This window comes from Pseudomonas oryzihabitans (assembly GCF_032027545.1).
GTDB lineage: Bacteria > Pseudomonadota > Gammaproteobacteria > Pseudomonadales > Pseudomonadaceae > Chryseomonas > Chryseomonas oryzihabitans_F.
This window is the reverse complement of the sequence record NZ_JAVSJB010000006.1, coordinates 226,343-252,606: the sequence shown is the minus strand read 5'-3', so window position 1 is coordinate 252,606 and position 26,264 is coordinate 226,343. Positions and strand designations below refer to the sequence as shown.

General features: G+C 60.4%; 29 protein-coding genes, 2 tRNA genes and 1 pseudogene. 4 read left to right on the top strand and 28 right to left on the bottom strand.

The features are described from left to right. Positions 1-128: 128 nt before the first annotated feature. Together RND78_RS12695 and RND78_RS12690 are read right to left on the bottom strand one after the other, a co-directional pair. Positions 129-794 (bottom strand): LysR substrate-binding domain-containing protein, encoded by a 666-nt coding sequence (locus RND78_RS12695; protein WP_312729411.1) that lies wholly within the window; start codon positions 792-794, stop codon positions 129-131. A 15-nt stretch (positions 795-809) separates the two neighbouring features. Further along, positions 810-992: pseudogene (locus RND78_RS12690) on the bottom strand (LysR family transcriptional regulator); the annotation flags it as partial. Positions 993-1,117: 125 nt separating this feature from the next. Here RND78_RS12690 and RND78_RS12685 point away from each other — a divergent pair. The 3 genes from RND78_RS12685 (at position 1,118) to RND78_RS12675 (ending at position 3,421) form a co-directional block, all read left to right on the top strand. Then, on the top strand, positions 1,118-1,903 hold the full coding sequence (locus RND78_RS12685) for a 2OG-Fe dioxygenase family protein (RefSeq protein WP_312729206.1): 786 nt from the start codon (positions 1,118-1,120) through the stop codon (positions 1,901-1,903). A gap of 50 nt (positions 1,904-1,953) precedes the next feature. Next, positions 1,954-2,571 (top strand): LysE family translocator, encoded by a 618-nt coding sequence (locus RND78_RS12680; RefSeq protein ID WP_312729204.1) that lies wholly within the window; start codon positions 1,954-1,956, stop codon positions 2,569-2,571. A 475-nt stretch (positions 2,572-3,046) separates the two neighbouring features. Next, the gene (locus RND78_RS12675) at positions 3,047-3,421 is read left to right on the top strand and encodes a hypothetical protein (RefSeq protein WP_312729202.1); all 375 of its coding nucleotides are present in this window, start codon (positions 3,047-3,049) and stop codon (positions 3,419-3,421) included. Positions 3,422-3,696: 275 nt separating this feature from the next. Here RND78_RS12675 and RND78_RS12670 read toward each other — a convergent pair. From RND78_RS12670 to RND78_RS12625, 10 genes are all read right to left on the bottom strand, one after another. Beyond that, positions 3,697-3,773, bottom strand: a tRNA-Pro gene (locus RND78_RS12670). A gap of 64 nt (positions 3,774-3,837) precedes the next feature. After that, positions 3,838-4,197: a MerR family transcriptional regulator gene (locus RND78_RS12665; protein WP_160922895.1), complete on the bottom strand. Its 360-nt coding sequence runs from the start codon at positions 4,195-4,197 to the stop codon at positions 3,838-3,840. Beyond that, the gene (gene ihfA / locus RND78_RS12660) at positions 4,178-4,480 is read right to left on the bottom strand and encodes an integration host factor subunit alpha (protein ID WP_007159196.1); all 303 of its coding nucleotides are present in this window, start codon (positions 4,478-4,480) and stop codon (positions 4,178-4,180) included. The genes RND78_RS12665 and ihfA overlap by 20 nt, the downstream gene beginning before the upstream one ends. A gap of 3 nt (positions 4,481-4,483) precedes the next feature. Then, positions 4,484-6,862, bottom strand: a complete 2,379-nt coding sequence (gene pheT / locus RND78_RS12655; protein ID WP_312729201.1) for a phenylalanine--tRNA ligase subunit beta — start codon at positions 6,860-6,862, stop codon at positions 4,484-4,486. Between the two features lie 18 nt (positions 6,863-6,880). After that, a complete protein-coding gene (gene pheS / locus RND78_RS12650) occupies positions 6,881-7,882 on the bottom strand; it encodes a phenylalanine--tRNA ligase subunit alpha (protein ID WP_058793531.1) in 1,002 nt (333 codons plus the stop codon). Positions 7,883-7,978: 96 nt separating this feature from the next. Further along, positions 7,979-8,335, bottom strand: a complete 357-nt coding sequence (gene rplT, locus RND78_RS12645; RefSeq protein ID WP_058762410.1) for a 50S ribosomal protein L20 — start codon at positions 8,333-8,335, stop codon at positions 7,979-7,981. Between the two features lie 30 nt (positions 8,336-8,365). Next, complete coding sequence (gene rpmI / locus RND78_RS12640; protein WP_007159200.1) at positions 8,366-8,560, bottom strand: 50S ribosomal protein L35; 195 nt, start codon at positions 8,558-8,560, stop codon at positions 8,366-8,368. Positions 8,561-8,621: 61 nt separating this feature from the next. After that, positions 8,622-9,155, bottom strand: a complete 534-nt coding sequence (infC, locus tag RND78_RS12635) for a translation initiation factor IF-3 (RefSeq protein WP_295464006.1) — start codon at positions 9,153-9,155, stop codon at positions 8,622-8,624. 20 nt (positions 9,156-9,175) lie between these two features. After that, positions 9,176-11,098 carry a threonine--tRNA ligase gene (gene thrS, locus RND78_RS12630; protein WP_312729196.1) on the bottom strand — a complete coding sequence of 641 codons (1,923 nt, stop codon included), beginning with the start codon at positions 11,096-11,098 and terminating at the stop codon, positions 9,176-9,178. 206 nt (positions 11,099-11,304) lie between these two features. Then, positions 11,305-11,586: a hypothetical protein gene (locus RND78_RS12625; protein WP_059227082.1), complete on the bottom strand. Its 282-nt coding sequence runs from the start codon at positions 11,584-11,586 to the stop codon at positions 11,305-11,307. Between the two features lie 430 nt (positions 11,587-12,016). Here RND78_RS12625 and RND78_RS12620 point away from each other — a divergent pair, with 430 nt between their 5' ends. Beyond that, positions 12,017-12,739 (top strand): YfdX family protein, encoded by a 723-nt coding sequence (locus RND78_RS12620; protein ID WP_059227080.1) that lies wholly within the window; start codon positions 12,017-12,019, stop codon positions 12,737-12,739. Positions 12,740-12,926: 187 nt separating this feature from the next. Here the strand turns inward: RND78_RS12620 and RND78_RS12615 are convergent. From RND78_RS12615 to RND78_RS12540, 16 genes are all read right to left on the bottom strand, one after another. Next, a tRNA-Ser gene (locus tag RND78_RS12615) sits at positions 12,927-13,014 on the bottom strand. Between the two features lie 115 nt (positions 13,015-13,129). Further along, positions 13,130-13,567, bottom strand: coding sequence for a hypothetical protein (locus tag RND78_RS12610; RefSeq protein WP_312729191.1), 438 nt, complete (start codon positions 13,565-13,567; stop codon positions 13,130-13,132). Positions 13,568-13,645: 78 nt separating this feature from the next. Then, complete coding sequence (locus tag RND78_RS12605; RefSeq protein WP_312729408.1) at positions 13,646-13,927, bottom strand: hypothetical protein; 282 nt, start codon at positions 13,925-13,927, stop codon at positions 13,646-13,648. An 80-nt stretch (positions 13,928-14,007) separates the two neighbouring features. Next, a complete protein-coding gene (locus RND78_RS12600) occupies positions 14,008-14,421 on the bottom strand; it encodes a hypothetical protein (protein ID WP_312729189.1) in 414 nt (137 codons plus the stop codon). After that, on the bottom strand, positions 14,418-14,927 hold the full coding sequence (locus RND78_RS12595; protein WP_312729187.1) for a glycoside hydrolase family 104 protein: 510 nt from the start codon (positions 14,925-14,927) through the stop codon (positions 14,418-14,420). Before RND78_RS12595 ends, RND78_RS12600 begins: the two co-directional genes overlap by 4 nt. 72 nt (positions 14,928-14,999) lie before the next feature. After that, complete coding sequence (locus RND78_RS12590) at positions 15,000-15,359, bottom strand: DUF1353 domain-containing protein (protein WP_312729186.1); 360 nt, start codon at positions 15,357-15,359, stop codon at positions 15,000-15,002. Then, a complete protein-coding gene (locus RND78_RS12585) occupies positions 15,356-15,796 on the bottom strand; it encodes a hypothetical protein (protein WP_312729185.1) in 441 nt (146 codons plus the stop codon). Before RND78_RS12585 ends, RND78_RS12590 begins: the two co-directional genes overlap by 4 nt. Position 15,797: 1 nt before the next feature. Beyond that, entirely contained in the window at positions 15,798-16,538 is a 741-nt protein-coding gene (locus RND78_RS12580) for a hypothetical protein (RefSeq protein ID WP_312729184.1), read from the bottom strand. A 27-nt stretch (positions 16,539-16,565) separates the two neighbouring features. Beyond that, the gene (locus tag RND78_RS12575) at positions 16,566-17,237 is read right to left on the bottom strand and encodes a hypothetical protein (protein WP_312729183.1); all 672 of its coding nucleotides are present in this window, start codon (positions 17,235-17,237) and stop codon (positions 16,566-16,568) included. Beyond that, complete coding sequence (locus tag RND78_RS12570) at positions 17,234-17,518, bottom strand: hypothetical protein (RefSeq protein ID WP_312729182.1); 285 nt, start codon at positions 17,516-17,518, stop codon at positions 17,234-17,236. The genes RND78_RS12575 and RND78_RS12570 overlap by 4 nt, the downstream gene beginning before the upstream one ends. Then, positions 17,515-20,454, bottom strand: coding sequence for a DUF1983 domain-containing protein (locus tag RND78_RS12565; RefSeq protein WP_312729180.1), 2,940 nt, complete (start codon positions 20,452-20,454; stop codon positions 17,515-17,517). Before RND78_RS12565 ends, RND78_RS12570 begins: the two co-directional genes overlap by 4 nt. After that, positions 20,454-20,852, bottom strand: a complete 399-nt coding sequence (locus tag RND78_RS12560) for a DUF6950 family protein (RefSeq protein ID WP_312729178.1) — start codon at positions 20,850-20,852, stop codon at positions 20,454-20,456. The genes RND78_RS12565 and RND78_RS12560 overlap by 1 nt, the downstream gene beginning before the upstream one ends. A 4-nt stretch (positions 20,853-20,856) precedes the next feature. Continuing rightward, positions 20,857-21,456 carry a hypothetical protein gene (locus RND78_RS12555; RefSeq protein ID WP_312729177.1) on the bottom strand — a complete coding sequence of 200 codons (600 nt, stop codon included), beginning with the start codon at positions 21,454-21,456 and terminating at the stop codon, positions 20,857-20,859. Then, a complete protein-coding gene (locus RND78_RS12550) occupies positions 21,453-22,040 on the bottom strand; it encodes a hypothetical protein (protein WP_312729176.1) in 588 nt (195 codons plus the stop codon). The genes RND78_RS12555 and RND78_RS12550 overlap by 4 nt, the downstream gene beginning before the upstream one ends. Positions 22,041-22,114: 74 nt before the next feature. Further along, the gene (locus tag RND78_RS12545; protein ID WP_312729175.1) at positions 22,115-22,435 is read right to left on the bottom strand and encodes a hypothetical protein; all 321 of its coding nucleotides are present in this window, start codon (positions 22,433-22,435) and stop codon (positions 22,115-22,117) included. 14 nt (positions 22,436-22,449) lie between these two features. Then, complete coding sequence (locus RND78_RS12540; protein WP_312729173.1) at positions 22,450-25,608, bottom strand: phage tail tape measure protein; 3,159 nt, start codon at positions 25,606-25,608, stop codon at positions 22,450-22,452. Positions 25,609-26,264: the final 656 nt, after the last annotated feature.

The window sequence follows — 26,264 nt, the reverse complement described above, 5'->3', positions numbered from 1 at the left end:
TGATCGCAGACAGGACCAAGAACAGGATGGTGAATCGGTCGAGATGGCGTTAGCTAGGCAATCAGCGGCGGGATAAAATTCCCTTCTTCGGAGGGGGTACTTCTACAACAACTACCTTTCAACCTTGCTCATTTTGCCTTCGACATCTCCTGCGACAGCCAATTTGCGAACCGCTGGCGACTATCGCATTCAGAGATTGGCTCTGGAGATAACAAGTAATAGGCCGAGCCATCTTCAACAAACCCATAGGGTGCGGTCAACTGCCCTGTGGAAATATCCTCCTGCACCATCAGAAATGAAGCTATAGCAGCCCCCAAGCCAGCAGTGGCAGCTTGAATTGAAAGATAGAAGTGCTCATACGTCACCTCACGCTTACTTGCGACTGTCGTGCCAGAAATAGCGCTCCACGCAGCCCAGGCGGCAGGACGAGAACTGGTATGAAGGCATACCAGTTCATCACCAGTCAAACTCATAGACTGTCCCTTGGCAACTACCGGACCTGTACGCTCCTTACATATAAATAGCGCATCAACAGCTTCATCCCACTTGAAGTCATTCCTACGGAATGCAATATCGACTCTAGTGCGACGAAAATCCACTGCCCCTCCTGCGGCCACTAAATGCAACGTTATGTCAGGGCAGGCGGCTTGAAATGATCCTAGTTTTGGAATGAGCCATTTCATCGCGATTGTAGGCTCACAGGATAAGGTCAGGACATTCTCGCCAGCGGCGCTTCTTATTCGATCCGACACATGCAAAAGCTCATCGAAGATTCTACTCGTGACCTGCTTCAATTCGCGACCTGCCCTATTCAAGTAAATAGATCTTCCTTTTCTATCGAATAAGGGAACGCCTAGGGCATCTTCCAACAACCGAACCTGCCTGCTAACGGCACTGTGAGTGACATGCAGCTCAGCGGCTGCCTCGACGAAGCTTTCAGTCCTCGCAGCAACATCGAAAAAACGCAGCGCATTCAGTGGTGGCAATTTCATATCAATTGACAACGAAACGGAACAGGTTAGGCGATTTTAAATCGTTTCTACCGACGGTTGCAACGAGGCATCATCTGACAGCGACTCAAAAAAACAGTCTTCTTGAACGCATCTAGGACAGTGAAATGGATAGCACCTCTAGCTTTGCTCAATCTGCCAGTCATCCCAGCCCCGCTCTCAACAACGTCAGCAAAGACATCGACGATCTGTGCAAAATCATCGCAAGAAAAGATTTCGTGCATTTACCAGCACGCCGAACATCTAAGCTTCTAGCCGAGCAGGACGACGACTTTTTCGAAGACTGGACAGCATTTCAGGAAAGCTGGAATCTTCTCGATCAGGATGGTTATATGCGTGATGGCGGAAGCTATCGTTACCGGAGACACGCCACTTTTCAGGCAGATCCATCAAGCGTATCAGTTAGTATCGTCCCTCATCAGCCTCACTATCAAAGCCTAGACTACAATCAGCTGAACGGCGATATAGCTCGGCATTTCTCAGCAGTCCGCCCAGAAATAATCCAGAACCGCGCCTTTCTCGCATCGATGCGACTATGCTGCGAAACGTTTGGCCAGCTTACGCCTTTCTTTGCCTGGCATATCGAAGTTCATCAATTCCGCATTTACGCAGAACCAGGCCAAGCCTCTTCGCCGACCCCCGAGGGCATACACCGCGACGGTGTGAATTTCGTATTCATGATGCTGATCAACCGCGTCAATGTCGTCAACGGTGAAACGTCAATACATGATCGGCAAAAGAGAAAACTGACTGCATTCACCCTCACCGACCCTATGGATGTCGCAATAGTAAACGACGAACGTGTAATGCACGGTGTGACACCGATAATCCAAATCGATGCCGAAAAAGAAGCCTATCGGGACGTGTTGGTTATCACGTTCAACAAAAAGTAGAACACTGATCATGGGCGAGCCTTTCCGGCTCGTCCTTCGGAAGGAAAAACATGAACGAAATTCTCGCGGTAGCCGTTATCACAATACTGGCCGTGATCAGCCCTGGCCCTGATTTTGCGATGGTGACACGCAATAGCTTCCTACATGGCCGAAAGGCGGGCCTGATGGCCGCATTGGGTATAGCTTGCGGCGTTCAAATCCACGTTTTCTATACGGTATTTGGCATAGCAGTGATAATTGTGCAGTCGCCAAACCTCCTGTTCGCCATGAAGCTTCTGGGTGCCGCTTACCTAATATACATTGGAGTCAAGTCGTTCACCAACAAAAGCCGAATCAATCTCGACACAGAAGCTGGAACATCGGAAAGCTTACTATCCATCTTTCGAATGGGCTTCCTTACAAACGCCCTCAACCCCAAAACAATGCTGTTTGTTGTATCGACATATACGCAGGTGGTGAAACCAGGCAGTCCGCTCATTACAAACTTTGCTTATGGGCTTTTCATGTCATTTTCTCACTGGGCCTGGTTTAGCCTTGTCGCTATATTTTTCTCCGCAGATCTTCTTCGGCATAAAATGCTGAGCAAGCAAATAATTCTCGACAAAACCATTGGCGCAGCACTAGTGGTGCTCGGGGCCATGCTCTTATTGCCTACCGCCATCAGATAAGAGCTTCCGCACAGCTTATCCAAAAGCAAGCCGCAATTATGAAATAGAGGTAATTGCGGCCTGCTAGTCACGGGTCAAGAAACACACCAAAGGCACTTCGACCCAAAAACATCGCTTATCCTCTGAGCAGCCTGCTCGCCGATGGCCCATGCTGGCGGCCGGACCGTAGTCGACCCCGGCATCACCACCCAGTCATTAGCCACGATTTCAGGCCTTGGCCTGGCGGACGCGTTTCCACTCCGCCGCGATCCGGATCCTTACCAGGGTCAGCGCGGCAATCAGCAAAACCAGATCTTTCGGAACAGGCATCGATCGACCGCGGGAACCCCGGGAGTTCAGAGGTTATATCCGCTGGTAATGGCTCATGCATTTTTGGCTGCTGGTGGTTCTCGGCATGGCTGCAAGACTGCCCTGACGCAGGTCAATCCCCCAGGGCACCGGCATGCACTCACGGCGACTCAAACTTGGCGCCTTTATGCGTCCGGTCAGCATCCACACCGGCGCCTGGCGCTATCCCGGCGCGCAACGGGATACCAACTTCAATCTGCAGACGTTGATCCGCTATGCCCAGTCCCTGGAGCGTGGGTGCTTCGATGCGTTCTCCATGGCCGATCATCTGGCCTTGCTCAACATGCCGCTCGAAGTGCTCAAGCGCAGCCATACCGTCACCTCCGCCTCGGCCGCCTGCTCCGGCGACAACGCCGAGCAGCCAGCTAAGGCAAGAATAGCCAAGGCGAACAGGAACCCACCCGCCGCTCCGGCGGCTGAAGCACCAGACCAAGGCCGACTGGAACTCAATCGCAGCGCGATTCCTGAGGGGCGCAATTCCGCCGGATGCTACAAGGGCTGAGGAGAGGAAGAGACGCCAGGCTTCGACCAAGTCCGGCCGCTGTCACTGCGGCTGGACCTATGGGCAAATCGGGAGACAGCTTGCCGAGCAAGCCAACGCGAGCATGACCAAGCACTATCAGCGCGCCCATACCGAAATGGTCTGGTCGGACGCCGTGCCAGACCTCGACATCAGCGAAATCGCCAGCTGATTTGCGTGATTTTGATTATGCTTTGATTGGGCTCCAGAAACGAAAAAGGCCCAAGCCACTAAGTGCTTGAGCCTTCTCGTTAATTTGGTCGGGACGGAGTGATTCGAACACTCGACCCCTTGCACCCCATGCAAGTGCGCTACCAGGCTGCGCTACGCCCCGACTGTGTTCCCCTAGGGAACGGCGTGCATCTTACTGCAACACTTTGATTAACGGAAGCTTTTTTTCACTTTTTCAGTACGACGAGGACTTCTTCGAGTTCGCTGATCATCTGGCGGATGAGCTGGTGGTACTGCGAACCCTCGTCACGGGTCTCGTCGCCCTGGGTGAGACGCTGGCGCGCCCCGCCGATGGTGAAGCCTTCGTTGTAGAGCAGTGCGCGGATCTGGCGGATCATCAGCACGTCGTGGCGCTGGTAGTAGCGGCGGTTGCCACGCCGCTTCACCGGGTTCAGCTGGGGAAACTCCTGCTCCCAGTAGCGCAGCACATGCGGCTTGACCAGGCACAAGTCGCTAACCTCACCGATGGTGAAGTAGCGCTTGCCCGGTATGACCGGCAGCTCGTCGTTATGACTTGGTTCCAGCATAGGCCTCGACCCTGGCTTTGAGTTTCTGCCCGGGGCGGAAGGTCACCACACGGCGCGCCGTGATGGGTATCTCCTCCCCTGTCTTGGGATTGCGTCCGGGGCGCTGGCGCTTGTCGCGCAGGTCGAAGTTGCCGAAACCGGACAACTTGACCTGCTCGTTGCTTTCGAGCGCATGACGAATTTCTTCGAAGAACAGTTCGACCAATTCCTTGGCTTCACGTTTGTTCAGACCGAGCTCTTCAAACAGACGTTCGGCCATCTCAGCTTTCGTCAGGGCCCCCATGCACTATTTCCTTAACGTGGCGTTGAACCTTCTTTCCAGAGAAACGAGGATTTTCTGCGTCGTTTCGTTGACTTCTTCATCGGTTAATGTGCGCGATGGATGTTGCAAGGTCAAGCCGATGGCGACGCTTTTTCTATGTGGATCAATACCTTTGCCTTGGTAGACGTCGAACAGACGCAGCTCCTTGAGGCCTTCCCCGGCGTTTTCGCGGATGTCGGCCAGCAGGTCACCGGCGGCGACGGTTTCGTCCACTACCAGCGCTAGGTCACGACGCACTTCCGGGAAGCGCGACAGTTCGCCGAAGCACGGCAGGCTGCCGGTGGTCAGGGCATCCAGGGCCAGCTCGAAGAGGAACAGCGGACGATCCACGTCCAGTTCGCGCGCCACTTCCGGATGCAGGGCGCCCAGGTAGCCCACCGGCTGCCCTGCCCTTTCGATCAGCGCGGTCTGCCCCGGGTGCAACGCCGGATGCTCGCCTGCGACGAAGCGGAAGTCAGTACCCGCACCCGACTGGGCCAGCAGCGCCTCGACATCGGCCTTGACGTCGAAGAAGTCCACCGCTTCGCGACCGGATGACCAGCTCTCCGGCAGACGCGAACCGCAGACGGCGCCAGCCAGGACGTTTTCCTGTACCAGACCTTCCAGCTGACCGACAAATCTCAGCCCCGATTCGAACAGCCTGACGCGGTCCTGCTGACGGTTGAGGTTGTACTGCACGGCCTTGACCAGACCCGGCCACAGCGACGAGCGCATGGCGGCCATGTCGGTGGAGATCGGGTTGGCCAGCATCACCGGCTGGACCTCAGGGGCGAACAGACGGAAGGTCTTTTCGTCGATGAAGCTGTAGGTGATGGCCTCCTGGTAACCGCGTGCCACCAGCAGGCGACGCAGCTGGCTCAGCTCGCCCTTGCTCTCGGGCAGGGGCTGCGGCGCCAGACGGGCCTGGGGGAAGCGGATCGGCAACTGGTTGTAGCCATAGAGGCGCGCCAGCTCTTCGATCAGGTCCACTTCGATGCTGATGTCGAAGCGGTGGCTGGGCACGCCCACCTGCCAGCGACCGGCTTCCAGGCGCGCCACGGCCAGACCCAGGCCGCTGAGCAGACGCTCGACCTGGGCGTCATCCAGGGTCAGACCCAGGACGCGCTCGATGCGCTCGGCGCGCAGCAGGATCGGCTCGACCTGCGGCAGGTGCTCGGCACTGACCGCCTCGATCACCGGGCCCGGCTCACCGCCGACGATATCCAGCAGCAAACGGGTCGCCCGCTCCATGGCCTTGCGTGCCAGCTCGAAGTCCACGCCCCGCTCGAAGCGGTGGGAGGAATCGGTGTGCAGACCATAGGAACGGGCCTTGCCGGCCACGGCGATGGTGTCGAAGAAGGCGCTTTCCAGGAACAGATCACGAGTATCGGCGGCCACACCGCTGTGCTCGCCCCCCATGACGCCAGCGATGGCCAGGGCGCGTTCGTGGTCGGCGATCACCAGGGTGTCGTTGCGCAGCTCGATGTCCTGGCCGTCCAGCAGCACCAGGCGCTCGCCGGCATCGGCCAGGCGCACGCGGATGCCACCCTTGATCTGGTCCAGATCGAAGGCATGCATGGGCTGGCCCAGTTCGAGCATCACGTAGTTGGTGACGTCGACGGCGGCGTCGATGCTGCGCACGCCGCTACGGCGCAGGCGCTCGACCATCCAGTCCGGGGTCGGACGAGACAGATCGACATTCTTCACCACGCGACCGAGGTAGCGCGGGCAAGCCTGGGGAGCCAGCACCTCGACCGGACGGGTCTCCTGGTGCGTAGCCGCTACGGCCTCGACCTGCAGCGGCTCGACGGTGGTGTTGTACAGGGCACCTACTTCCCTCGCCAGCCCGGCGATGGACAGGCAGTCGCCGCGGTTCGGCGTGAGGTCGACGTCGATGATGGCGTCGTCCAGCTGCAGGTAGCGGCGAAGGCTCTCACCGACCGGCGCAGCGGCGGGCAGTTCCAGCAGGCCGCTGTTGTCGTCGCTGATCTGCAGTTCGCTGGCCGAGCAGAGCATGCCGTGGGATTCCACACCACGCAGCTTGGCCTTCTTGATGGTGAAGTCACCCGGCAGCGTGGCGCCGACGGTGGCGAAGGGGACCTTCAAGCCCGCGCGCACATTGGACGCGCCGCAGACCACCTGGAAGGATTCCTGGCCGTTGCTGACCTGGCAGACATTGAGCTTGTCGGCATCGGGATGGCGCTCGACGGAGACCACCTCGCCGACGATGACGCCCTGGAAGCTCCCGGCCGCCGCTTCGACGCCGTCCACTTCCAGGCCGGCCATGGACAGCCGGGCAACCAGATCCTCGTGCGTAGCCGCAGGGTTCACCCAGCTACGCAGCCATTGTTCACTGAATTTCATAGGACTCCCGTCTGGCAGCTAGCGGAATTGCGCCAGGAAGCGCAGATCGTTGTCGAAGAAGAGGCGCAGGTCGTTGACCCCGTAGCGCAGCATGGCCAGGCGCTCGGCGCCCATGCCGAAGGCGAAGCCCTGGTACTTCTCCGGATCGATGCCGGCCATGCGCAGGACATTGGGGTGGACCATGCCGCAGCCCAGCACCTCGAGCCAGCGCGACGCCGGTTCGCCATCGCGGCTCGGGCGGCGGATGTCCACCTCGGCCGACGGCTCGGTGAAGGGGAAGTAGGACGGACGGAAGCGCACTTCCAACTCTTCCTCGAAGAATTCGCGCAGGAAACTCACCAGGGTGCTCTTGAGATCGGCGAAGCTGACTTCTTCGTCGATCACCAGGCCTTCGACCTGATGGAACATAGGCGAATGGGTCTGATCACTGTCGCAGCGATAGACACGGCCCGGGCAGATGATGCGGATCGGCGGCTGCTGGCTCTCCATGGTACGGATCTGCACCGGCGAGGTATGGGTGCGCAGCAGCATGTTGGCGTTGAAATAGAAGGTGTCGTGCATCGCCCGCGCCGGGTGGTGGCCGGGGATGTTGAGCGCTTCGAAGTTATGGTAGTCGTCTTCGATCTCGGGACCGGTGGCGACGCCATAGCCGATATTGGCGAACAGGCGCTCGATGCGCTCCAGGGTACGGGTGACCGGATGCAGGCCGCCGGAGGCCTGACCACGTCCGGGGAGGGTCACGTCGATGCGTTCCGCGGCGAGGCGAGCGGCCAGCGCGGCCTGCTCCAGCGTCGCCTTGCGGCTGTTGATCGCGTCCTGGACACGTTCCTTGGCGGCGTTGATCAGCGCGCCGACCTGGGGCCGCTCCTCCGCCGAAAGGTTGCCCAGGGTCTTCATGATCTGGGTCAGCTCACCCTTCTTGCCCAGGTAATTGACCCGGAGCTGTTCCAGGGCATTGGTGTCTTCGGTGTGCCGCACGGCCTCCAGGGCTTGGGAGACCAGCGCATCCAGGTTTTCCATCTAGGGACTCCAGATACAAAATAGGGGAAGAGCTATGAGGCTCTTCCCCTATCGATAACGTTGCTTCGCGCCAGAAGCGCGAGATTGCCGGGGGGCTTAAGCCAGCGAAGCTTTAGCTTTCTCGACAATCGCAGCAAACGCCGCTTTTTCGTTCACGGCCAGATCGGCCAGTACCTTACGGTCGATCTCGATGGCCGCTTTTTTCAGGCCGGCGATCAGACGGCTGTAGGACAGACCGTTGATACGAGCACCAGCGTTGATACGAGCGATCCACAGAGCGCGGAACTGACGCTTACGCTGACGACGGTCACGGTAGGCGTATTGGCCTGCCTTGATTACCGCTTGCTTAGCGACGCGGAAGACGCGCGAACGGGCACCGTAGTAGCCTTTGGCGAGCTTCAGGATTTTCTTGTGACGGCGACGAGCGATGACGCCACGCTTAACACGAGCCATGGATAACTTCCTTTAAATTCTTGACCAGGATTAACGAAGGCGCAGCATGCGCTCGACCTTTTGGACGTCGGATGCATGCATCAGCGACGTACCGCGCAGCTGACGCTTACGCTTGGTGGTCATCTTGGTCAGAATGTGGCTCTTGAAAGCGTGCTTGTGCTTGATGCCACCAGCAGTTTTCACGAAGCGCTTCGCAGCGCCGCTTTTGGTTTTCATCTTTGGCATGTTCGGATACTCCGCATTGAGTGATTACGCATAACCGCAAGGCCTGCCAGTGCCCTGGTAGTTACTTTTTCTTCTTGGGGGCGATGACCATGATGAGTTGACGTCCTTCCATCTTAGGATGCTGCTCAACGGCGCCATGTTCGGCGAGGTCGGCTTCGACCCGCTTCAACAGCTCCATGCCCAGCTCCTGGTGGGCCATCTCCCGGCCGCGGAATCTCAACGAGACCTTGGCCTTGTCCCCCTCGGTTAGGAAACGTACCAGGTTGCGTAGTTTTACCTGGTAATCCCCTTCTTCCGTCCCTGGACGAAACTTGATTTCTTTGACCTGAGCCTGCTTCTGGTTCTTTTTCGCCGCCGCGACTTGCTTCTTCTTCTCGAAGACGTGCTTGCCGTAGTCCATGATCCGGCAGACCGGGGGTACGGCATCGGCGGTGATTTCCACCAGATCCAGCTTGGCGTCTTCGGCAGCCTGCATGGCCTCCTGGATGGAGACGATGCCTACTTGCTGACCATCGGCGCCAATAAGGCGAACTTCCCGGGCGGTGATATTTTCGTTGATCGGTGCCCGAGGTGCGGCTCGCTTGTCTTGTCTCATGTCACGCTGCTTGATAGTGATTACTCCGATTCTTGCCGGCCACGCCGGGAAACCGCTTGCGTGAGCAGCTCGCGGAAACGCTCGACGGGCATCGAGCCCAGGTCTACGCCTTCGCGGGTACGCACGGCAACGGATCGTGTCTCAACCTCCCGGTCTCCAATAACCAGGAGATAGGGAACCTTGAGCAAAGTATGCTCGCGGATTTTAAAGCCGATCTTCTCGTTTCTCAAGTCGGCCTTCGCGCGGAAGCCCTCGGCGTTCAATTCGCCGACGACCTGCTGGGCGAAATCGGCCTGCTTGTCGGTGATGTTGAGCACCACCGCCTGGGTCGGCGCGAGCCAGGCCGGGAACTGGCCGGCATAGTGCTCGATAAGCATGCCGATGAAGCGCTCGAAGGAGCCGAGGATGGCGCGGTGCAGCATCACCGGGCGCTGCCGGCTATTGTCTTCGGAGACGTAGCTGGCGTCGAGGCGCTCCGGCAGGTTGGGATCGTACTGCAGGGTACCACACTGCCAATTGCGACCCAGGCAGTCTTTAAGGGTGAATTCGATCTTCGGTCCATAGAAGGCCCCCTCGCCCGGCTGGTATTCCCAGTCCAGACCCGAGGCATTCAGGGCATCGGCCAGTGCCTTCTCGGCGCGATCCCACAGCTCTTCCGAGCCAACGCGCTTGGCTGGCCGGGTAGAGAGCTTCATGATCACGTCGGTGAAGCCGAAGTCGGCGTAGACCTGCAGGGTCAGCTTGATGAAGTCGGCCGCTTCCTTCTCCACCTGCTCCTCGGTGCAGAAGATGTGGGCATCGTCCTGGGTGAAGCCGCGCACGCGCATGATGCCGTGCAGGGCGCCAGACGGCTCGTTGCGGTGGCAGGCACCGAATTCGGCCAGGCGCAGCGGCAGGTCGCGGTAGGACTTCAGGCCCTGGTTGAACACCTGCACATGGCAGGGGCAGTTCATCGGCTTGACCGCGAAGTCGCGGTTTTCCGAGGCCGTGGTGAACATGTTCTCGGCGTAGTTGGACCAGTGCCCGGAACGCTCCCAAAGGATGCGGTCGACCACCTGGGGCGTCTTGATCTCCTGGTAGCCATGCTCGCGCTGGACCTTGCGCATGTACTGCTCGAGCACCTGATAGACGGTCCAGCCGTTGGCGTGCCAGAACACCATGCCGGGTGCCTCTTCCTGCAGATGGAAGAGATCAAGCTGCTTGCCGATGCGGCGATGATCGCGCTTCTCGGCTTCCTCGATGCGCTGGATGTAGGCGGCCAGCTGCTTCTTGTCGGCCCAGGCGGTGCCATAGATGCGCTGCAGCTGCTCGTTCTTGGCGTCGCCGCGCCAGTAGGCGCCGGACAGCTTGGTCAGTTTGAAGGCCTTGAGGAAGCGGGTGTTCGGGACGTGCGGGCCCCGGCACATGTCGACGTATTCCTCGTGGTAGTACAGGCCCATGGCCTGCTCCTCGGGCATGTCGTCGATCAGGCGCAACTTGTAGTCTTCGCCCCGGGCCTTGAACACCTCGATGACCTCGGTGCGCGGCGTCATCTTCTTGATGACGTCGTAGTCCTTGTCGATCAGCTCGCGCATCCGCGTCTCGATGGCCGAGAGGTCGTCGAGGGTGAAGGGACGCTCGAAGGCGATGTCGTAGTAGAAGCCTTCGTCGATCACCGGACCGATGACCATCTTGGCGGTCGGGAACAGCTGCTTGACCGCATGACCCACCAGGTGGGCACAGGAGTGGCGGATGATCTCCAGGCCGTCCTCGTCCTTGGCGGTGATGATCTGCAGGTTGGCGTCCTGCTCGATGAGATCGCTGGCATCGCGCAACTGGCCGTCGACGCGACCGGCGATGGTGGCCTTGGCGAGACCGGCCCCGATGGATTGGGCGACTTCGGCTACGGTGACGGGCTTGTCGAATGGACGTTGGCTACCGTCGGGGAGAGTAATGACAGGCATGGCGCCTCCTCAACTCAGTGGTGACCCATACCAAGGGCCACATGGTGGGATTGGCCAGTAAGCAGCCGCACCGCTGGAAATCCCGCCGCACAGTGGCAGGGCCGCAAGGCATTCCGAGGCGACGCGAAAGGATCACTGGAAGTTTGGGACGGAAATCCTTTCAGAAACGGCCACCTGGCGCAACTGCGCGAAGGCGGCCAGGCAGATCAGCGCGGGGCGTCGGGATACTTCTTGAGGAATTGCTTCTGCATTTCCTGGCAGTTTTCCATCAGCGCCTGGCGATCGGCCGGCGAGGTATCCGGGGCGTCGGCGCGCGCCAGGCATTGGTCGATGGCCTGCTGCTCGTTAGCACGATTGGTGGGCGTCGCATTGTGGCGATAGACGTAGATGATGGAGCCGAACACCACCACCGCGAACAGGATCGACAGCAGGATCAAGCCCAGGCAGCCGCCCTTGCCGATCTGCCGCCCTTCACCCACTTGAGACATCTTCCCCTCCTCGTCGCTGCGGACCGCCATGCGCCGCTGTCACGGATCAACTGGCGGCCCCGGAAAAATCGTCCGCCAGTCTACGTGAAAACGTCTGGCGCCACGAAGGAGGCAAGAGGTCACATCCCGGCAGCGCAGTCTCCACCCGCAACGACATTCAGTCTTCGATCAGGCGTCAAGCACCCTATAACTTCATACCCAAACCCGAAACACTTGCCTTATTTAATCTCAAGATTAAATAAGGCAAACCAACACCCTCAACAAACCTGTTCAGCGCGCATTCAAGAAACAACCCAAAAGTGTTAATCCAAACTTAAGATGCCAGGCGGAGTATCGATCCCAGGCACTACAGAACCCAACCATGAAGAACCAGGTTCTGGTACCTGAGCGATAAACTTACTTCAATTGCATATCCCGCTGGAGGCAGCAAATGAACGTCAAGAACAAACTAGCAAAGAGCATGCTGGTCGTCGCCATCGTAGCCGCCTGCTCGTCCGCTGCAGTGTACGCCGCCACCGAAACGCCCGCCGCTAACGAGCTGAGCAGTTTCCAGGCGCTGTCCACCGAAGGCCAGAAAGCCTTCGCGGATATCTCCACTGCCCGCGTCGAGTTATTCCAAGGCCATCCGAAGAAGGCCGAGGAGCAAGTCAAGGCAGCCCAACATGCACTTAAACTCGCGCAAACGGACAATACGTCTTTCATAAAGGCCGCCAAGGACCTGAATGCCAAAGACAGCCAGGGCACGGCCGATATGGATACTACCGGAAAGGCCTGGCTACCCATCTGGGGTGACACCATTATCCAGGACAATTACTTGGCCAGCCCGCAGAAGGTCAAGGCGGTTGCCGACGCCAACCAGAAACTCAAACAGGGTGATGCCAAAGGAGCCGCGGAAGTTCTGCGCCTGGCCAATGTGAACGTCGATACTTCCATTGCCTTGGCGCCGCTCAAGCAGACCATCGCCGATGTCGATCAGGCAGCGCAACAATTGAGCAGCAACAAGTACTACGAGGCCAATCTGACGCTCAAACAGGCCCAGGACGAGGTACGTTTCGCCTCGACGGACGTGAACTTCGCCCCGCACGGCAAAGGCCTGCAGCCCGTTGGTTCCTTCACCGAGACGGTCACCCCGACCACCAGCCCGTCCAAGTAGCGGCTCGAGCTTCCGGCGCTCCCTGCGACGCCGGAGGCGAGAACCGATCAACCCCGAGAGGCCAGCCAACCGGTCGCCTCTCGGTTCTTGGATAGGGACCCGAGGCATTCGGGTAAGACAGGCAAACGAAAAGGGCGACCCCTTCGGATCGCCCTTTTCGTTACCCGCCAGCAGTGCGGGTTTTGTTTGGTAGGCACGATTGGATTCGAACCAACGACCCCCACCATGTCAAAGTGGACGCCACATAGAACATAACCGTTTGAATTTACTCGCCTTTATCAACGTTTTCAGTCCTTCAAAATCCGTCAATACCGCCTAATATAATCAATAACTTACAGTTGTATTTTCCTACAGGTCTCGCATCTTCCGGCAGGCGCAGACACCCAAATCCTACCGCTTTCCATGCAGCCAGCTGACCTGGCTGCGCAGCCGATCGGCGTCCATCTTCTCGTCAATGGCCATCGCCCGGGCCGTCGCAAGCTCCTGGCGAAGGTGCTCACTCTCCTTCTGGCAGATGTCCAGTGCCAGCAGCAGCTCGTGATACTTCACGTCGATCTCTTCCAGGACTCTCGCCGGAGCGCCATCGCCTCCGCCGGCCATCCACTTCTGCACGCTGAGCTGCTTGAACCCCCGGACGATGCGAACCTCCGTCCACAGCTGATCGCGCTCGGCCAGGATCGTCAGCAGGTTCTGGCGAAGCCGCCCCATCACGCCGCGCATGATCTCGATCTCCTCAACGTAGAGATCGCGCTCGTTCCTGATCATCTCCAGGCTGTCCGGGTCGAACTCATCGTTCCCGAAGCTGCCGAACTCGTCGACTTTTTCCATGGCGAAACCTGATACCTGTTTTTTTATACAGTAGTCAGGCAAAGCTGGCCCCACAAGCTTGACAGCGACGAACGGCATTCATTGGCAACTGGCCACCGCCGCTACCAGCTCCCGCTCGTAGCCGATACGCTGCCTGCGCTCTGCCAGCAATGCCCTCACCTTCACTTCCAGGCTGTCTTCCTTGAGCAGCCCCTCCGCCGCCCAGGCCGGTACCGCCGGCGACTTCACCCGGCACGGCACTTGGACCGGCACCTCTACGCGCACGACGCGCGGCTCAGGCTCGGGAACTGGCTGGCCAGCGCACCCGGCAACCACCACCAGGATGATCGCCGCCACCGTCGTGGCCGAAACCCGCGCCATTACTGAGATTTCTGCCTGAAATCCAGCCGAAAACGGCAGGATGATCGGCACCCCACCACCAGGGTGCTTTGAGTTCCCGGTCATAGCCCCAGCTCCTTGTCGATGATGGCCGCGGCGGCCGCCGCCGGGTCACCGCCGGTGCGCTCCTGCTGCAGGCGGTTGGCTGCCTGGTAGTCCTCTCCGGCGGCCTTGGCTGCCTGCTGTTGATCGGCCTGGGCCTTAGCCTCGCGGGCGTCAGCAGCACGCCTGAGATCGGCAAGGGCCTGGTTCTGCTGGCCAATCTGCCCCTCCATCGTGCTAGTGGTGGTCCGGCACGATCCCAGCACCTGGGCCGCAACCGAGATCGCCTCCTGCTGCTTCTCGACGATGGGTCGGTAATGCCCGGTGGTGAGCCGGTAAGCGATTCCTGCGCCGACCAGGGCGCCCAGGGCGAGGAGCAGGATGCCGCCGAGCGCCCAAGCCAAGGCGCGGTACTGCGTCAGCCAGGCGTTCACGCCAGCATCCCTCCGGCCCGCTGATAGGCGGCCACCAGGGTCTCCAGACGGTGCTCGGGCTGGCCATAGCCGGCGCCCGGCAGGCTGGCCCACAGGTTGCTCACCTTGCCCACCGCCACCTCGAAGCGGCCGGCGATGATGTCAGGAAGCGCTCGGCGCTCCTTGATCAGCTGCAGGGCCCAGCGGTCCTGGGCGACCGGGCCGAACGAGGTCAGGCGCAGCAGGTCGCGATAGTGGGCCCAGCCCTTCAGCATGAACTGGTAGCGGCCGGACGCGCTGCTGGTCAGGCCCTTGCTATTGATGACCTTCGACTTCCGGCCATTGGCGAACGGGTGGGTCGAGTAGTCGGTGAAGATCTCGGGCTTGCCATCAATGCCTGTCACGATCACGTCATAGCCGTCGTCGCGGGTGGCCGGGCTGGTGGATGTCCCTTCCGAGCGCGCCAGCATGTCCAGGAAGGCGAGCACGTTCCGGCCGCCAGCGGCAGCCTCGTCAATTCGAGCCATGGTTTTCTCCAGGCGAAAAAAAGCCCGCGCGGGGCGGGCTGGTGAACTACCGAGGAATCCTCGGTAGTTGGATCAGGAGGTGCCGTAGTGGCTGGCGCCACCGATCCGGACGCCTCCCCACATCAGCCAAGCGCGCCAGCGGGCGATGCCGCTCGATCGCAGGGCGTTGAAGAACACCTGGTCGGCAGCCGCCCGCGGCAGCATCGCGGTACGGTAGAGCCAGTCGTGCAGCACAGCGGCGGCATGGCCGTACGCGCCCACCAGCTCGAAGACGACCGGCAGCCGCGGCACGCTGGCGAAGTCAGTCTCGAAGCCGGCGGGTACCGTCAGCAGGCCCTGCTCAGGGTCCAGATACGAAAATGGCGCCAGGAGGCGCCATGTCTTGCGGTCGGTCTGCAGTTCGGCCTGCAGCGGCTCCGGAAATCTGTTCATGCCGCAACCTGGTCGGGTAGCGTTGGCAGCTCTGACAGGAAAACGTCAAGTTCCGGCACCTCGCGCTCACCCGACTTCACCTTGGCCAGCTCCTGATAGGCATAGGCCCAGACCAGCGAGCGCCAGGCCCTGAAAGCTCGGCCGTCCTCCTGGAACCTGGGCACGGCCGGCTCTTCTGCGTAGCTCACCGCCGTGGCGATCGAGTCGTAGCCACGAGAGCGCGCTGTTCCGTCCAGCAGGGCCTGGATCGCTGTTTCGAAGGACGCCTGCAGCATCTCCTGGCTCACCGGCTCAGGGCTGAACGTGGCGCCGTCGTACAGGTCGCCGACCTTGACGGTGTTGCGGCACAGGATCCATACGAGATCCTGGTGGAAGCGCCCCTTCGGGTTGTCGGTAGTGGTCTCAGCCACCCGGTCATTTTCGATTCGAGCCCACATGTCAGCACCACTCCACAAGAATCAAGCCTGCCGCACCCTGGCCGCCATTACGGGTTCCAGTGCTGCCATCGGGTGCAGACTCTGGACCTATGCCGCCGCCTGCGCCGCCACAGCCGCGCGTGGTTGCGTTCTGACCGTTGGAGGAATAGATCCCATTAGGGCCGCCGAAGCCGCCGCCGTTACCTCCAATGTAGCGGGTCGTGTCGGTGCCCCTGACGCCGCCCAGCCCCCCAGGGCTGGTGCCCAAATTGATGTCACCGCCAACGCCCACGCCGGAGTTTCCCGCCTGGCCGTACCCCAGCGAGGTGCCACCAGTGGCGGAGCAGTACGAGCCGAACGAACTGGTTCCGCCGTTACCGCCGGCGCCGCCGTCCCCCTGACTCTTGATGCCGGCGGAGCCGCCAGCGCCGATAGTGACGGCGATGGCCTGCCCTACCGTAGGGTTGTAGATCGTCTTGATCGCGACGCCGCCGCCTCCCCCGCCGCCGCCAGCGTTACCAGTGAGTGCACCGGAGCCGCCAGCGCCACCACCAATAACCAGGACGCGCAGCATCTTGCATCCCGTTGGAACGGTGAACGTATCGTTGACGAGGTATAGGGCGACGTTTCCCAGGGATCGTACGCCTAGGAACATCCTATACAACTCTTCGAAGTTTAAGTTTACTTTATCGAACGCGGTTTTACCTGGGTCGCCACGGTAAGTGCCGTGATCCGTGTTAGTGTCGATTACTTGCCGTGACATGCCTAGTCCTCTGGAAAATAGTAGAAGCTATGCTCCGTAAATAAGAGGGAACTGCAGTGAATTGGGCTGAGTCTGTGAAATGGTCTCTAAAGACGCAAATACTTGAGATTTATCGGCCGAGCGGTGACCAATTGATAGAGAACAGCTGTTGTAAGTCGTCACTCCGTTGACCACAGTCCGATATATCCCGCGCATAAAATGGCTAGCCAGGAAATAGAAACCAGTTGATGGCCAATTGGCATTGAAGTGGTAGTAGTAATTCTGTGCTACCCGTCCGCTCCCTACATAGCTCCAGGCCTGCGTGCCACCGTAAAATCGGAATAACTTGTAGCCGGTATCGGCAAGCACTCGGCTGCTGGCATCCAGCACGCGTAAGCCCCATCCGGCCTTTGCTGGTGGAAACGTTCCAGTAGCGATGTAGCGGCCCGAGCGCGAAATCGCCGTTAGGTCGTAGGTGTTCCAGTTGAAGGTGAAACCGGTCCAGTTGCCGGCCGATCCAGTGTGCCTGAAATAGCTCAGGTAACCCGCGCCATCCAGATTTATCCACACTAAGGGGGGCTGGCTAGTGGCGATTGGTGCGAGATATGTGACCGAGCCGGAGGAGTCGATGATTCCCGTGGCCATGACATGGCACAGGCTATTAGTGTCATCGATGATGGTCTGTCCCTGATCTCCTGTGAACAGTGCGCCAAAGCTCATTTGAACCTCACTCGTTGAATGATCAGCACAGAGCTCGCACTGCCGGCGTCGAAGACCAGGCTGTTACCACTGAAGCTGAAGAAGGGAACGCCGTTATTAGAAGGGGACTTCTCGTACACGAAGACCATTTCCTTTGAGGAATCGAAGCCCGCACCCAGGTCATAGGTCGCACCCGGGCCAGACACCGTGATCTCCGCGTAGCTCATGGTCCGCAAGGAATTGGCGCCGCTATCGAAATAGACGACGCCGCCTGCATCACGAAGTTGAAGGCCGAAACTCATGCGCTCAGATTTCCCAACTGCACTCGAATGGTTCCGTTTCCATCAAAAATCTTGATGGCCTCGGCCGTCTGCTGCATCCGCCCACCCGGTCCGGCGCTGTTCATCGAGAACCCGCTGGTCTTGCTCAGCGACCAGAGCGGCGCGCCATTCGTCCCTACGGCGGTGGACTGAATGGTGTCCCCGATCTTGGCGTTGGTGATGGTGCCGTCGCCAATGATCGCCACGTTGATGATGGTCTGGCCGTTCTGGATGAGAAACGGCGTCGTCGTCGTGCTGCCGTCGGTATTGAGCACGGCGAAGCGGGTCGCCATCACCAGGAATTGGCTCGTGACGTCGCCGCCTGAGTAGTCGACGCCCAGGGCTATTCCCGCCGCATACCGTTGCCCATTTGCGGTGATCTCGGTTTTGATCGAGTAGGACGAGGAGATCTTGGTTGCCAGACCGTTCAGCGAGTTGCCTTGCTGAACTATCGCCTGCTGCGCAACCTGCACCGCCGCCGCGTTATCACCTACGACGGATGTCAGGGTGTCCGTTCTGCGCGCCTGCGCGAAATTGTCATCGGCAGCGACCGACTGCACTGTGATGGTGCCGGCGTAGACATTGACATCCCCAGCGCCCCAGTCGGTGTCGCCAGCCCCATCAGGCGTGATGCTGGCCACTATGCCGCTGACGCTTTCGGCCTGCGCTTTTACCCGGCCATCAAGGTCGCTGATGCTCTGGGTGTTCTTATTGACCTGTGCGACCACAGCTCCGGCCTGGGCGATACCCGCGCCGGCATCCAGCCAATTCGTCCCGGGCGGCGTCTCGTTGCCATCGGTATCGCTGTTCCAGGCATAGAGGCGGCCATCAGTGTAGACGACCGTCTGGCCCTTCTTGTAGGTGGCATCGGCTTTCCACACCAGCGGCACCAGGGTTTCGGCGGCGCTGATCGGCGCGAGCAGATCCTGACCCAGCTGGGTCTTGGTGATCTTCCCGGTCATCCCCTGCAGGTATGCCGAAACGTCGTTGCTGGTGGAGGTACTGACCTTCAGGAAATCGCTCACGCCGTAGGCGTTGCGGGTCCGGACGAAGTAGAAATAGTTGGTATAGAACGCCAGGCCCGTGTGCGTGAAGCTCAGGCCCTGCCCCAGGTAGCTGGCCTGGGCTGCGGTCGCCTGGCTGTCGGTGGTGAACCAGTATTCGTAGGTGCCACCGTTCAGGCCATGGGTCGGGTTGCTCGGCACCAGGGTGATCTGATCCAGGGTCGCATAGACGGCCACGGCCTCCGGGATCGGCGGGCCGTTGATGCTGACCGTGATCGACACCTCGCCGGAGCGCGCCAGCGGGCCGATGGCGGCCACGCTCATGGTGTAGTTGCCCGACGGCAGGTCGTTGAACGAGATCTGCAGCGAGTCGGCGGCCAGCGTCTTGGACTGAACCGCCGTGGCGCCCTGGCGCACAGTGACCACATAGCCCTGGACGCTGCCCTGAGCCGGCGGCGCCCACGACAGCACGCCCTGGCTGACCTCCGCCTCGTCGGCCGGCGTCCAACTCAGGTTGGTCGGCGACCCGATGCCGCCGGTGGGCAGGCTGATGAAGCCGATCGGGTTGTAGGGCTGGCCCACGGCATCGCCGAACATCTCGGCGTCGTACTGGGCGACGTTGACGGTGCAGCCGCCGGTGGCGGTCATGGTCCAGTCCTGGACGATGAACTCGCCATCGATGTTCAGGCTGGGTAGGTAGACGCGCACCACCCGCCCAGGGCGGCAGTTGTAGCCGTTGAAGTTCAGCGGGATCGATAGCGAGCCCCCGGCCCGGCGCCGGCGCAGCTCCATGTTGGCCAGACGCTGCATCTGGTAGGGGTCGGTCACGTAGGTGGACGACAGCGATTCCGCTGCCTCGCCGCCGTCTTCGGTGACCCACTCCTCGACGCGCACCTCGGGGTAGTCGGTGTCTGCCCAGGCCTGGGCAGGATCGACGAAGGTGCCACGGATGATGTTGATCGCCGAGTCGTTGCTGACCTCGGTCGAGCCGCTGACGGTGCCGATCACCATGTCTTCGGTGATGGTGAAGTCGTAGGGGCCATAGTATGCGCCGACCTGGAGCGACCACTTGCCGCCCACGCGGATCAACTGGCCACCGCACGCCTGCTCCAGCTTCTGCAGGACCTGGGTGCGCTGCTCGTCCGCGCCGATGACGCAAGACGTGCGATAGCGGGCGCTCGACGAGCCATCGGCATTGCTCACCGATTCGTCGCTGACGTTGGCGCCGTCGGCGAAGGTGGAGAAGATGATCTCGTCGTCCGGCACGTTGCAGCGGTTGCGCAGGAACCAGAGCAGGTGCAGCGCGGTGTTGGGGCTGTAGCCGGTATTGCCGTTGCGCGGGTCGTAGATGTCGGTCCGGCCGCGCACGATGAAGCGAACCTCGGGGATGCCCGAGGGGAAGCGCTCGGCGCTGTAGCGCAGCGACAGGCGCACGTAGCTCAGGCCGCGACCGATCTGGCTGTCTTTCCAGTCCGGGCAGTTGGCCAGGAGGAAGGCGTTGGGCTGGGTGGGGTTGATCACCACCTCGTAGCTGACCTGATCACCGAACGCGGCGATGTCCTCCTCGCCCAGCAGGATCTGATCGACACCCGCGATGGCACCCTCGGCCAGCACGTAGACCAGGTGCAGCCACTCCCCATCACCCTGGTCTCCCTTCTGCTCCTGGGCCCAGGCCAGCAGGCCGCCGGTGCTCACCCGGCCGAGCAGGTAGCGGCAGGCGGCCTTGGAGCTGCGTACGGTCTGCGCCGACGGCTCCTGCTGCTGGGCGCCCTTGACGTTGGCGGCCTTGGCCTGCTGATCGGCGACATAGTAGCCCGCTGCGGCGCCGACGATGGCGCCACCCACATTGCCCTGGGCATAGCCGACGACCGCGCCGATCACCGCCGAGGCGATCTTGCTCGTGCCTTGCGCCATTACTCAACTCTCCAAACCGCCAGGGGTTCGCAATTAATTCGGGCCACCCCGGTCTCACAGGGGGTCCAGTAGTCGTTGGCCCAGCGCACGGCCACGCCCAGGCCATTGGCGCCGCGGTAGGTCGCCAGGTCGCCGCGCTGGGCGAACGCCGGGTTCACACGGTTGAAATAGGCATCCAGGATCGCCTCGACGCTGCCGTGCCCCTTGGCGACGACTCGCTTCGCTCCGATCTCGGTCTTGTACTTGCCCCGGTAGTGCTGCGCCGGATCGACGCCGCACACCGCCGCGGCGCAGTCGGCAGCGAACACGCAGCAGTCGAACTCGCCCCATGAAAAAGGCCGCTCGGAGGCGGCCTTTATCGTGTTGCTCAGCTGTAGAGCCCAGTCGGGATGTCGCATAGCGCTACTCGTAGGTGAAGCTGGGTGCGTCCTTGGCGGCGCCCCAGTACAGCGGATAGCTTGCAAGCTGCGCCACGGCGAAGAAGAAGCGGTCGCCCTCATGGCGCGCGCGGTGACTCTCATCCGTCCAGCGCTCGGTTCCGGTGCGGCTCCACTCGGCCATGCGGTCGATGATCGGGACGGTGATCTTGTTGCCGTCCTCGCTGTTGCCGCCGTAGCCGATCTGCGCGGCGTCCATGCGGCCAGAGAACAGCACGTCCGCGGCGTAGTTGCCCGCCTCATCCATGACGACGAACAGCAGACGTCCAAAGCGACCCCGGCACCCCTTGACGGTGGTCGAGCTGACGATCTCCATGTCCAGGCCAGTGAGGGTCAGATCGACACCCATCGGGGAGCCGCTGTCTCGACGCTCCTGGGATTGGCCGACCTGGCCGAAGCGGCCCAGGCCCTTGTAGGTGATGCCGTCGATGACCAGATCGCCCAGCCCGGTGTGGGCGTAGACCATGCCGTCGACGAAATCGAGCTGCACGGCGAAGACCGCCAGGAAGTTGCCCTGGGCGATGATGTTCACCACCGCCTGGCTGAAGGGGAAACCCATGTTCATGACAGGTCCTCCCGAAAGGGGAAGCTGGCGTTGGAGACCACCGGCTGTATGTTCACCTGGTTGGTGTCGTCAGCTCGCCGCATGATCGCGAAGGGGCGCCGGTACTCCACCGCGGTGCCGGCCGGGATGGTCTTCCTGATGCGCTTGTTCAACTGCACCGTCACGGCGCCGCCGGAGGTGCTGGTGGCCTCCTGGACCACCTCGAACATCTCGCCGCCCACTGAGATGTAGTCGCCCAGCCTGAAGACCTTGGCGCTGGGCGTCACGCCCGACAGCTGCATGGTCAGCGCCAGGGCGCCGGCGGCAGCCACCACCGGGCTGCCGATGTCGTCGTCGCGCTGCCGGTGGATGGCCGGGATCTTGACCGTTCCGAACATGCCCTGCAGCCGGCCCAGCAGCGCGGTCAGCTCGCGCTCGTCCTCCGGATAGAGCACGCCGAAATTCAGCGTGCACTGCCAATAAGCACCTGGGAAGCCGAACACCTGCTGCGCGTTGCTCAGCGTCGAGGTGAAGGCGCGGTTGTTGTTCACGACGCCCCACAGCACGTCCGTGGGCTCCAGTGATTCGGGCCAGTCGAGAGCCATCGAGTACTCCAGAAAAAAAGAAACCCGCCGAAGCGGGTGGTGATTGCGTCACTGAAAATCAGGTTCGTGACATGTCACGATTCGTCGTTTCGCGGGGTTGACTGGTTGGCATAGATCTCTGCTATCGCGACCCCTGGCGCCGTCATCCCACGGAAGACAGTCTGCATACTGGTGATGCCAACTTGCTCGCCGTGCCTCATGTGCATCAACAAGTCACCGTTGATAGGGCCTTCCCATCGGGCAGCGGCAACGATTCTGCCTGTCACGGCCCCAAGCTCACCGGCGATCCTCTGCCAATCGGCAGCGGTGGTATCGACGGACAGATTTGCGAAATAGCGCTTGGCAAAAGCTGCTGAGATTTCTTCTGCCAGTTGATCGCGCTCTTCAGGTGTCATGCTCATCTCCCGGCCTAGCCGGTGATTAGCCGGCGTAAAGGCCCATTGGTCTTGAAATCGTTGGCCACAGCCTGATAGCTGGCCTTGACCGCACGCTGGATGGATTGCTCCATCTGCATCAGCATAGCCGCATCAGGGTTGCCGTTAACCGTCAGTTGCACGCTCGGGGCGCCCAGGTGGATGACGGTATCGCCGGCGCCACCGCCGCCATGCGCCATGACGCCGAGCGAACCATCCGGGCCGCGGGTCAGCGGCATGATCGCCTCCGGCCCAGCCTCTCCCATCAGGCCCAGGCCGCCGGCCATGCCGAAGGCCGTTGGTTTGTCGACGACACCGTTCGTGAAGGTGCCGCCGTCGGCGAACATCTGGACGCCGCCGTTCCAGGCACCGCCCTTGGCCTGCTTGAACATCGAGGCCACGCCCGCGCCCCAGCTGGTCCCAGCGGCAGCACTGACCGCGCCGGCCAGCGCCTTGCGGATCTGGATGCGGATCAGGTCCTCCACGATGGAGTCAGCCAAGTCCTTGAAGGACAGCTTGCTAGTCTTCACAAAGGTGACCAGGGCATCCTCTGCCCCACCGAACATGTCGTCGAAGAGGTCCTTGGTCTGGCCGGCGACGTTGGCGGTGTTGTCGCGGTAGTTCTTCCAGGCGGCTTGAGCGCCATTCGACCAATCGGCCTGGGCCTGGTCTACCTTTTTGTAGCCCTCGACCATGGCGTCGGCTTGCTTCGCGCCGTACTCCTGGGTGAGCGCGATCTGCTTCTCCAGCTCCTGGCGCTGCTTCTCGGTGGTGGCCGTGGCCAGCTCGGTGCGCAGTTGCAGCACCTTGTCGTTGGTCTGCTGCTCCAGCTGCAGGCGGGCCTGGATGCGCTGGGCCTCCTTGTCGCCCATCCCTACCGCCGCGGCGTCCAGATCGTACTGCGCCTTGGCGTTGGCCAGCTGGCGCTCCAGGTCGGCCTGATACTTCAGGGCTTCCGATAGGCCGTTGGCGGACGCTATGGCGGTGTCGAACTGCTGCTTCAGCCAGCTGACGCCCTGAGCGTACTGCTCTTGGGTCAGCTTGCCGTTCTTGTGCAGCAGCTCCAGCTCGCCGGTCTTCTTCGCAAAATCGTCCTGAGCGGCGCCTGCCGGATCGAACTGTTGCTTCAGCTGCTTGTAGCCGTCCGCCGCTTCCTTGAGCTGCTGATTTAGCTTCGTCTGCTCCGAGGTAGCGTCCTTAGTAGCCTGGGTGTCCGCCTTCTTGGCGTCCTTCTGAGCATCGATGTCCCGGGCTACCTGGCGCAGTTGCTGGGCGAGCTCGCCCTGGGTGTCGATGTTGTTCTCGGCGATGACCCGCTCGGCCGCTTCCAGCGTGGTCTTGTCCTTCAGCGTGTTCAGTTGCTTCTGCAGCGTCTGGAGCTGCAGGGTCGCTGCGTTGATACCGGCCTGGTTCTGGTCGGTGTTTTTCTTCTGCGACTCGGTATTGGCATTCAGCTCCTTGCTGTACACCGCCTGGGTCTCGGCGAGTTTCCTGCTCTTGCTATCCAGGGTATCCAGGTTGCCCGCGGCTACCCGTAGGTCACCCATGGCCGACTCTGGCAGGATGCGCCGGCGCTGAAGATCGCTCAGTGTCTCGTCGAGACCCTTGCCAGAGTGGCGCGCGTCCCGCAGTTCCTGGGTTATCCGCCCGGCGACAGTAGCGCCAGCCTGCTGCTTGATGGTGCCCAGGAGGTCCTGGAAGGCGCTATCGGCATCTTCCGTTGCCTGCTGCTGCTGACGCATGGTCGTGACCAGCAGGGCCTGGCGCTGATCCTTGTTGAGCGCGATGAACTCCTGGCGCAGCTCCTGAATCGGCCGCTTGAGCTGTTCAATACTGGCTTCAGCGGTCCTAGCGCTGCTGCTCATTGTCAGGAAGGCTGCGCCAGCGCCGAGCGTCAACGCCGCTAGACCTACCGGCCCGCCAAGAATCGCCATCACGGTACCGGCAACGCCACGAAGCCCAGTAGCAGCGATAGCAACCTTTTCGGTTGCCGCTCTTTCGGCAAGCCTTGCCTCAGCGAGCTGAATAGACATTTGGGTTTGGACAGCAGTGCCCCGCGCTGCCACTGCCTCTTTCTCAGCGCGGATCACCGCAGACTGCGCCGCGGTTTGATTGGCCACGGCCAACTGGTAAAGGCTCGCGGCCTGCCGCGTATTTGCCTTTTCTGCCTCGATAGTTGCTATAGCGCTTTGCGCCATGCCGGAAATATAGCCAGCAAAAGCAGCCGCCCAGCGAGCGCCCAAGGCAGCGACCACGAAGTTGATGTTTTCGGCCAAGAAACCAATAGCCTCTCCAAGCTTCTGGGAGGCACCGTTATCGGTCATGCTTTGCAGGCGCTGCGTGACGCTTTCGATGCCAGGCAGTAGCCCAGAAACTAATTGCCTGGTCGCGCCGGAAAATGAAGCCTCCATGTCTGTGATGGACTGCTTCACCTGAACCATTCGTTCGATGTCTAAGCTCGAAAGAATTCCCCCAGCAGCTTGCCCACGGTCACCAAGCTCTTGAAGGGCCTTGCCAGAAGCCTTGAACAGCGGGATCAGAGCGGTGGATTCGTCACCCATTGCCTCCATGTAAGCGGTGAACTGTTGCTGATTCAATCCAGCCTTTTCTAGCGTGTTGTAATAAAGCTGAAGGGCCTGTGGCCCGGAAAGATCTTTGAACTGCTCTGCCGTAACTCCAACTCGAGGGGCGATCTCTTTGAAGAAGTCGGCCATCTCGCCGCCGCCGCGCTGTAGGAACTCACCTACCCGCTCATTGGTATCCTTGAAGATGTCGGCGAGCTTATCTTGCTCAATTCCTACAGTCCGAGCTGCATAGGCGAACCGCTGAAACTCCTCAGCTGAAGTATTTGAAATGGCCGCGAGGTTCTTCACCTCTTTGGCATAGTCCAGCGTGCTGGTTGTGATAGCTACCAATCCAGCGACCGCCCCAGCAGTGGCCAAACTCACTGCTCCGAATGCAGAGCTGATGGCGCCCTGTAGTACACCGGCATTCGCCCCAGTGCGGTCAAAGGCCTTGTCCACCTTAGCGAGGCTTTGATCTATGCCCTGAGCTGCTTGTCCTACAACCGCATCTCCGCGCATCACTTCCTGCCGTAGCTGAGCCGTTGTGGCCTCGATACGCACGAGCATGCCCTGAACGTCGGTTGCTGGCATTTTCCAAGCTCCAATAAAAAACCCGCCTCGGCGGGTTAGGATTTATATTTTTGGCGATATACTTTTTAATCGCGAAAGCATATCGCTACATATCTCGTCAAAAGCAGGCCGCCAAAACTGGACGCCTGATTCTCGCTTCCTAAGAGTGACACAAAACTTCCGCTCAAAGTCGTGAACCACAAGGTCATCGCCAGCGGATATCAACAGGTAATTACCTGTGATATGTCGCACATCACCGTCAAGCTCGAACAGCAACTGCACTAAAAACTCTACACCCAAGGCAGTCCGAGAAACCTCAAATACCTGCACCAAGGGATCTCCAGACGATGTAGAAAGTCCCTGCTCCACATTTAGGTATTCATGCAAATCTTTGGATATTGTTCCTATCCTAGACTCTATGTATCTCCAAAAATTATCCGCATTGAATTTAATGTCTATTACTTCTGACTTGAGTTCTCGATAAGTCGACACTGTGATATATCCTCCATCCATTTGATGGATAACCTACCACGTCAAACACTTTCTCGTCGTCCAGTCAGCGCTGCGCGGATCTTCTGGGCGATGGTCGTCGGCTTGGGCTTCTCGGGGGCCGCAGCCCGGCTGCCACCGAAGGGGTTCGTCATCTTGGCCCACTCGATCCTAGCGTCCAGGGTGAG

Excerpts from the sequence above, each read along its gene's own strand:
- RND78_RS12550 (WP_312729176.1), bottom strand. The coding sequence starts at position 22,040 with ATGGCTCTCGACTGGCCCGAATCACTGGAGCCCACGGACGTGCTGTGG.
- RND78_RS12665 (WP_160922895.1), bottom strand. The coding sequence starts at position 4,197 with ATGCTGGAACCAAGTCATAACGACGAGCTGCCGGTCATACCGGGCAAG.
- RND78_RS12685 (WP_312729206.1), top strand. The coding sequence starts at position 1,118 with ATGGATAGCACCTCTAGCTTTGCTCAATCTGCCAGTCATCCCAGCCCC.
- thrS (WP_312729196.1), bottom strand. The coding sequence starts at position 11,098 with ATGCCTGTCATTACTCTCCCCGACGGTAGCCAACGTCCATTCGACAAG.
- RND78_RS12605 (WP_312729408.1), bottom strand. The coding sequence starts at position 13,927 with ATGGCGCGGGTTTCGGCCACGACGGTGGCGGCGATCATCCTGGTGGTG.
- RND78_RS12545 (WP_312729175.1), bottom strand. The coding sequence starts at position 22,435 with ATGACACCTGAAGAGCGCGATCAACTGGCAGAAGAAATCTCAGCAGCT.
- rpmI (WP_007159200.1), bottom strand. The coding sequence starts at position 8,560 with ATGCCAAAGATGAAAACCAAAAGCGGCGCTGCGAAGCGCTTCGTGAAA.
- pheT (WP_312729201.1), bottom strand. The coding sequence starts at position 6,862 with ATGAAATTCAGTGAACAATGGCTGCGTAGCTGGGTGAACCCTGCGGCT.
- RND78_RS12540 (WP_312729173.1), bottom strand. The coding sequence starts at position 25,608 with ATGCCAGCAACCGACGTTCAGGGCATGCTCGTGCGTATCGAGGCCACA.
- RND78_RS12625 (WP_059227082.1), bottom strand. The coding sequence starts at position 11,586 with ATGTCTCAAGTGGGTGAAGGGCGGCAGATCGGCAAGGGCGGCTGCCTG.
- RND78_RS12590 (WP_312729186.1), bottom strand. The coding sequence starts at position 15,359 with ATGAACAGATTTCCGGAGCCGCTGCAGGCCGAACTGCAGACCGACCGC.
- infC (WP_295464006.1), bottom strand. The coding sequence starts at position 9,155 with ATGAGACAAGACAAGCGAGCCGCACCTCGGGCACCGATCAACGAAAAT.
- RND78_RS12595 (WP_312729187.1), bottom strand. The coding sequence starts at position 14,927 with ATGGCTCGAATTGACGAGGCTGCCGCTGGCGGCCGGAACGTGCTCGCC.
- RND78_RS12620 (WP_059227080.1), top strand. The coding sequence starts at position 12,017 with ATGAACGTCAAGAACAAACTAGCAAAGAGCATGCTGGTCGTCGCCATC.
- RND78_RS12610 (WP_312729191.1), bottom strand. The coding sequence starts at position 13,567 with ATGGAAAAAGTCGACGAGTTCGGCAGCTTCGGGAACGATGAGTTCGAC.
- pheS (WP_058793531.1), bottom strand. The coding sequence starts at position 7,882 with ATGGAAAACCTGGATGCGCTGGTCTCCCAAGCCCTGGAGGCCGTGCGG.
- RND78_RS12680 (WP_312729204.1), top strand. The coding sequence starts at position 1,954 with ATGAACGAAATTCTCGCGGTAGCCGTTATCACAATACTGGCCGTGATC.
- RND78_RS12580 (WP_312729184.1), bottom strand. The coding sequence starts at position 16,538 with ATGTCACGGCAAGTAATCGACACTAACACGGATCACGGCACTTACCGT.
- RND78_RS12560 (WP_312729178.1), bottom strand. The coding sequence starts at position 20,852 with ATGCGACATCCCGACTGGGCTCTACAGCTGAGCAACACGATAAAGGCC.
- ihfA (WP_007159196.1), bottom strand. The coding sequence starts at position 4,480 with ATGGGGGCCCTGACGAAAGCTGAGATGGCCGAACGTCTGTTTGAAGAG.
- RND78_RS12570 (WP_312729182.1), bottom strand. The coding sequence starts at position 17,518 with ATGAGTTTCGGCCTTCAACTTCGTGATGCAGGCGGCGTCGTCTATTTC.
- RND78_RS12675 (WP_312729202.1), top strand. The coding sequence starts at position 3,047 with ATGCGTCCGGTCAGCATCCACACCGGCGCCTGGCGCTATCCCGGCGCG.
- RND78_RS12565 (WP_312729180.1), bottom strand. The coding sequence starts at position 20,454 with ATGGCGCAAGGCACGAGCAAGATCGCCTCGGCGGTGATCGGCGCGGTC.
- RND78_RS12575 (WP_312729183.1), bottom strand. The coding sequence starts at position 17,237 with ATGAGCTTTGGCGCACTGTTCACAGGAGATCAGGGACAGACCATCATC.
- RND78_RS12555 (WP_312729177.1), bottom strand. The coding sequence starts at position 21,456 with ATGAACATGGGTTTCCCCTTCAGCCAGGCGGTGGTGAACATCATCGCC.
- RND78_RS12585 (WP_312729185.1), bottom strand. The coding sequence starts at position 15,796 with ATGTGGGCTCGAATCGAAAATGACCGGGTGGCTGAGACCACTACCGAC.
- rplT (WP_058762410.1), bottom strand. The coding sequence starts at position 8,335 with ATGGCTCGTGTTAAGCGTGGCGTCATCGCTCGTCGCCGTCACAAGAAA.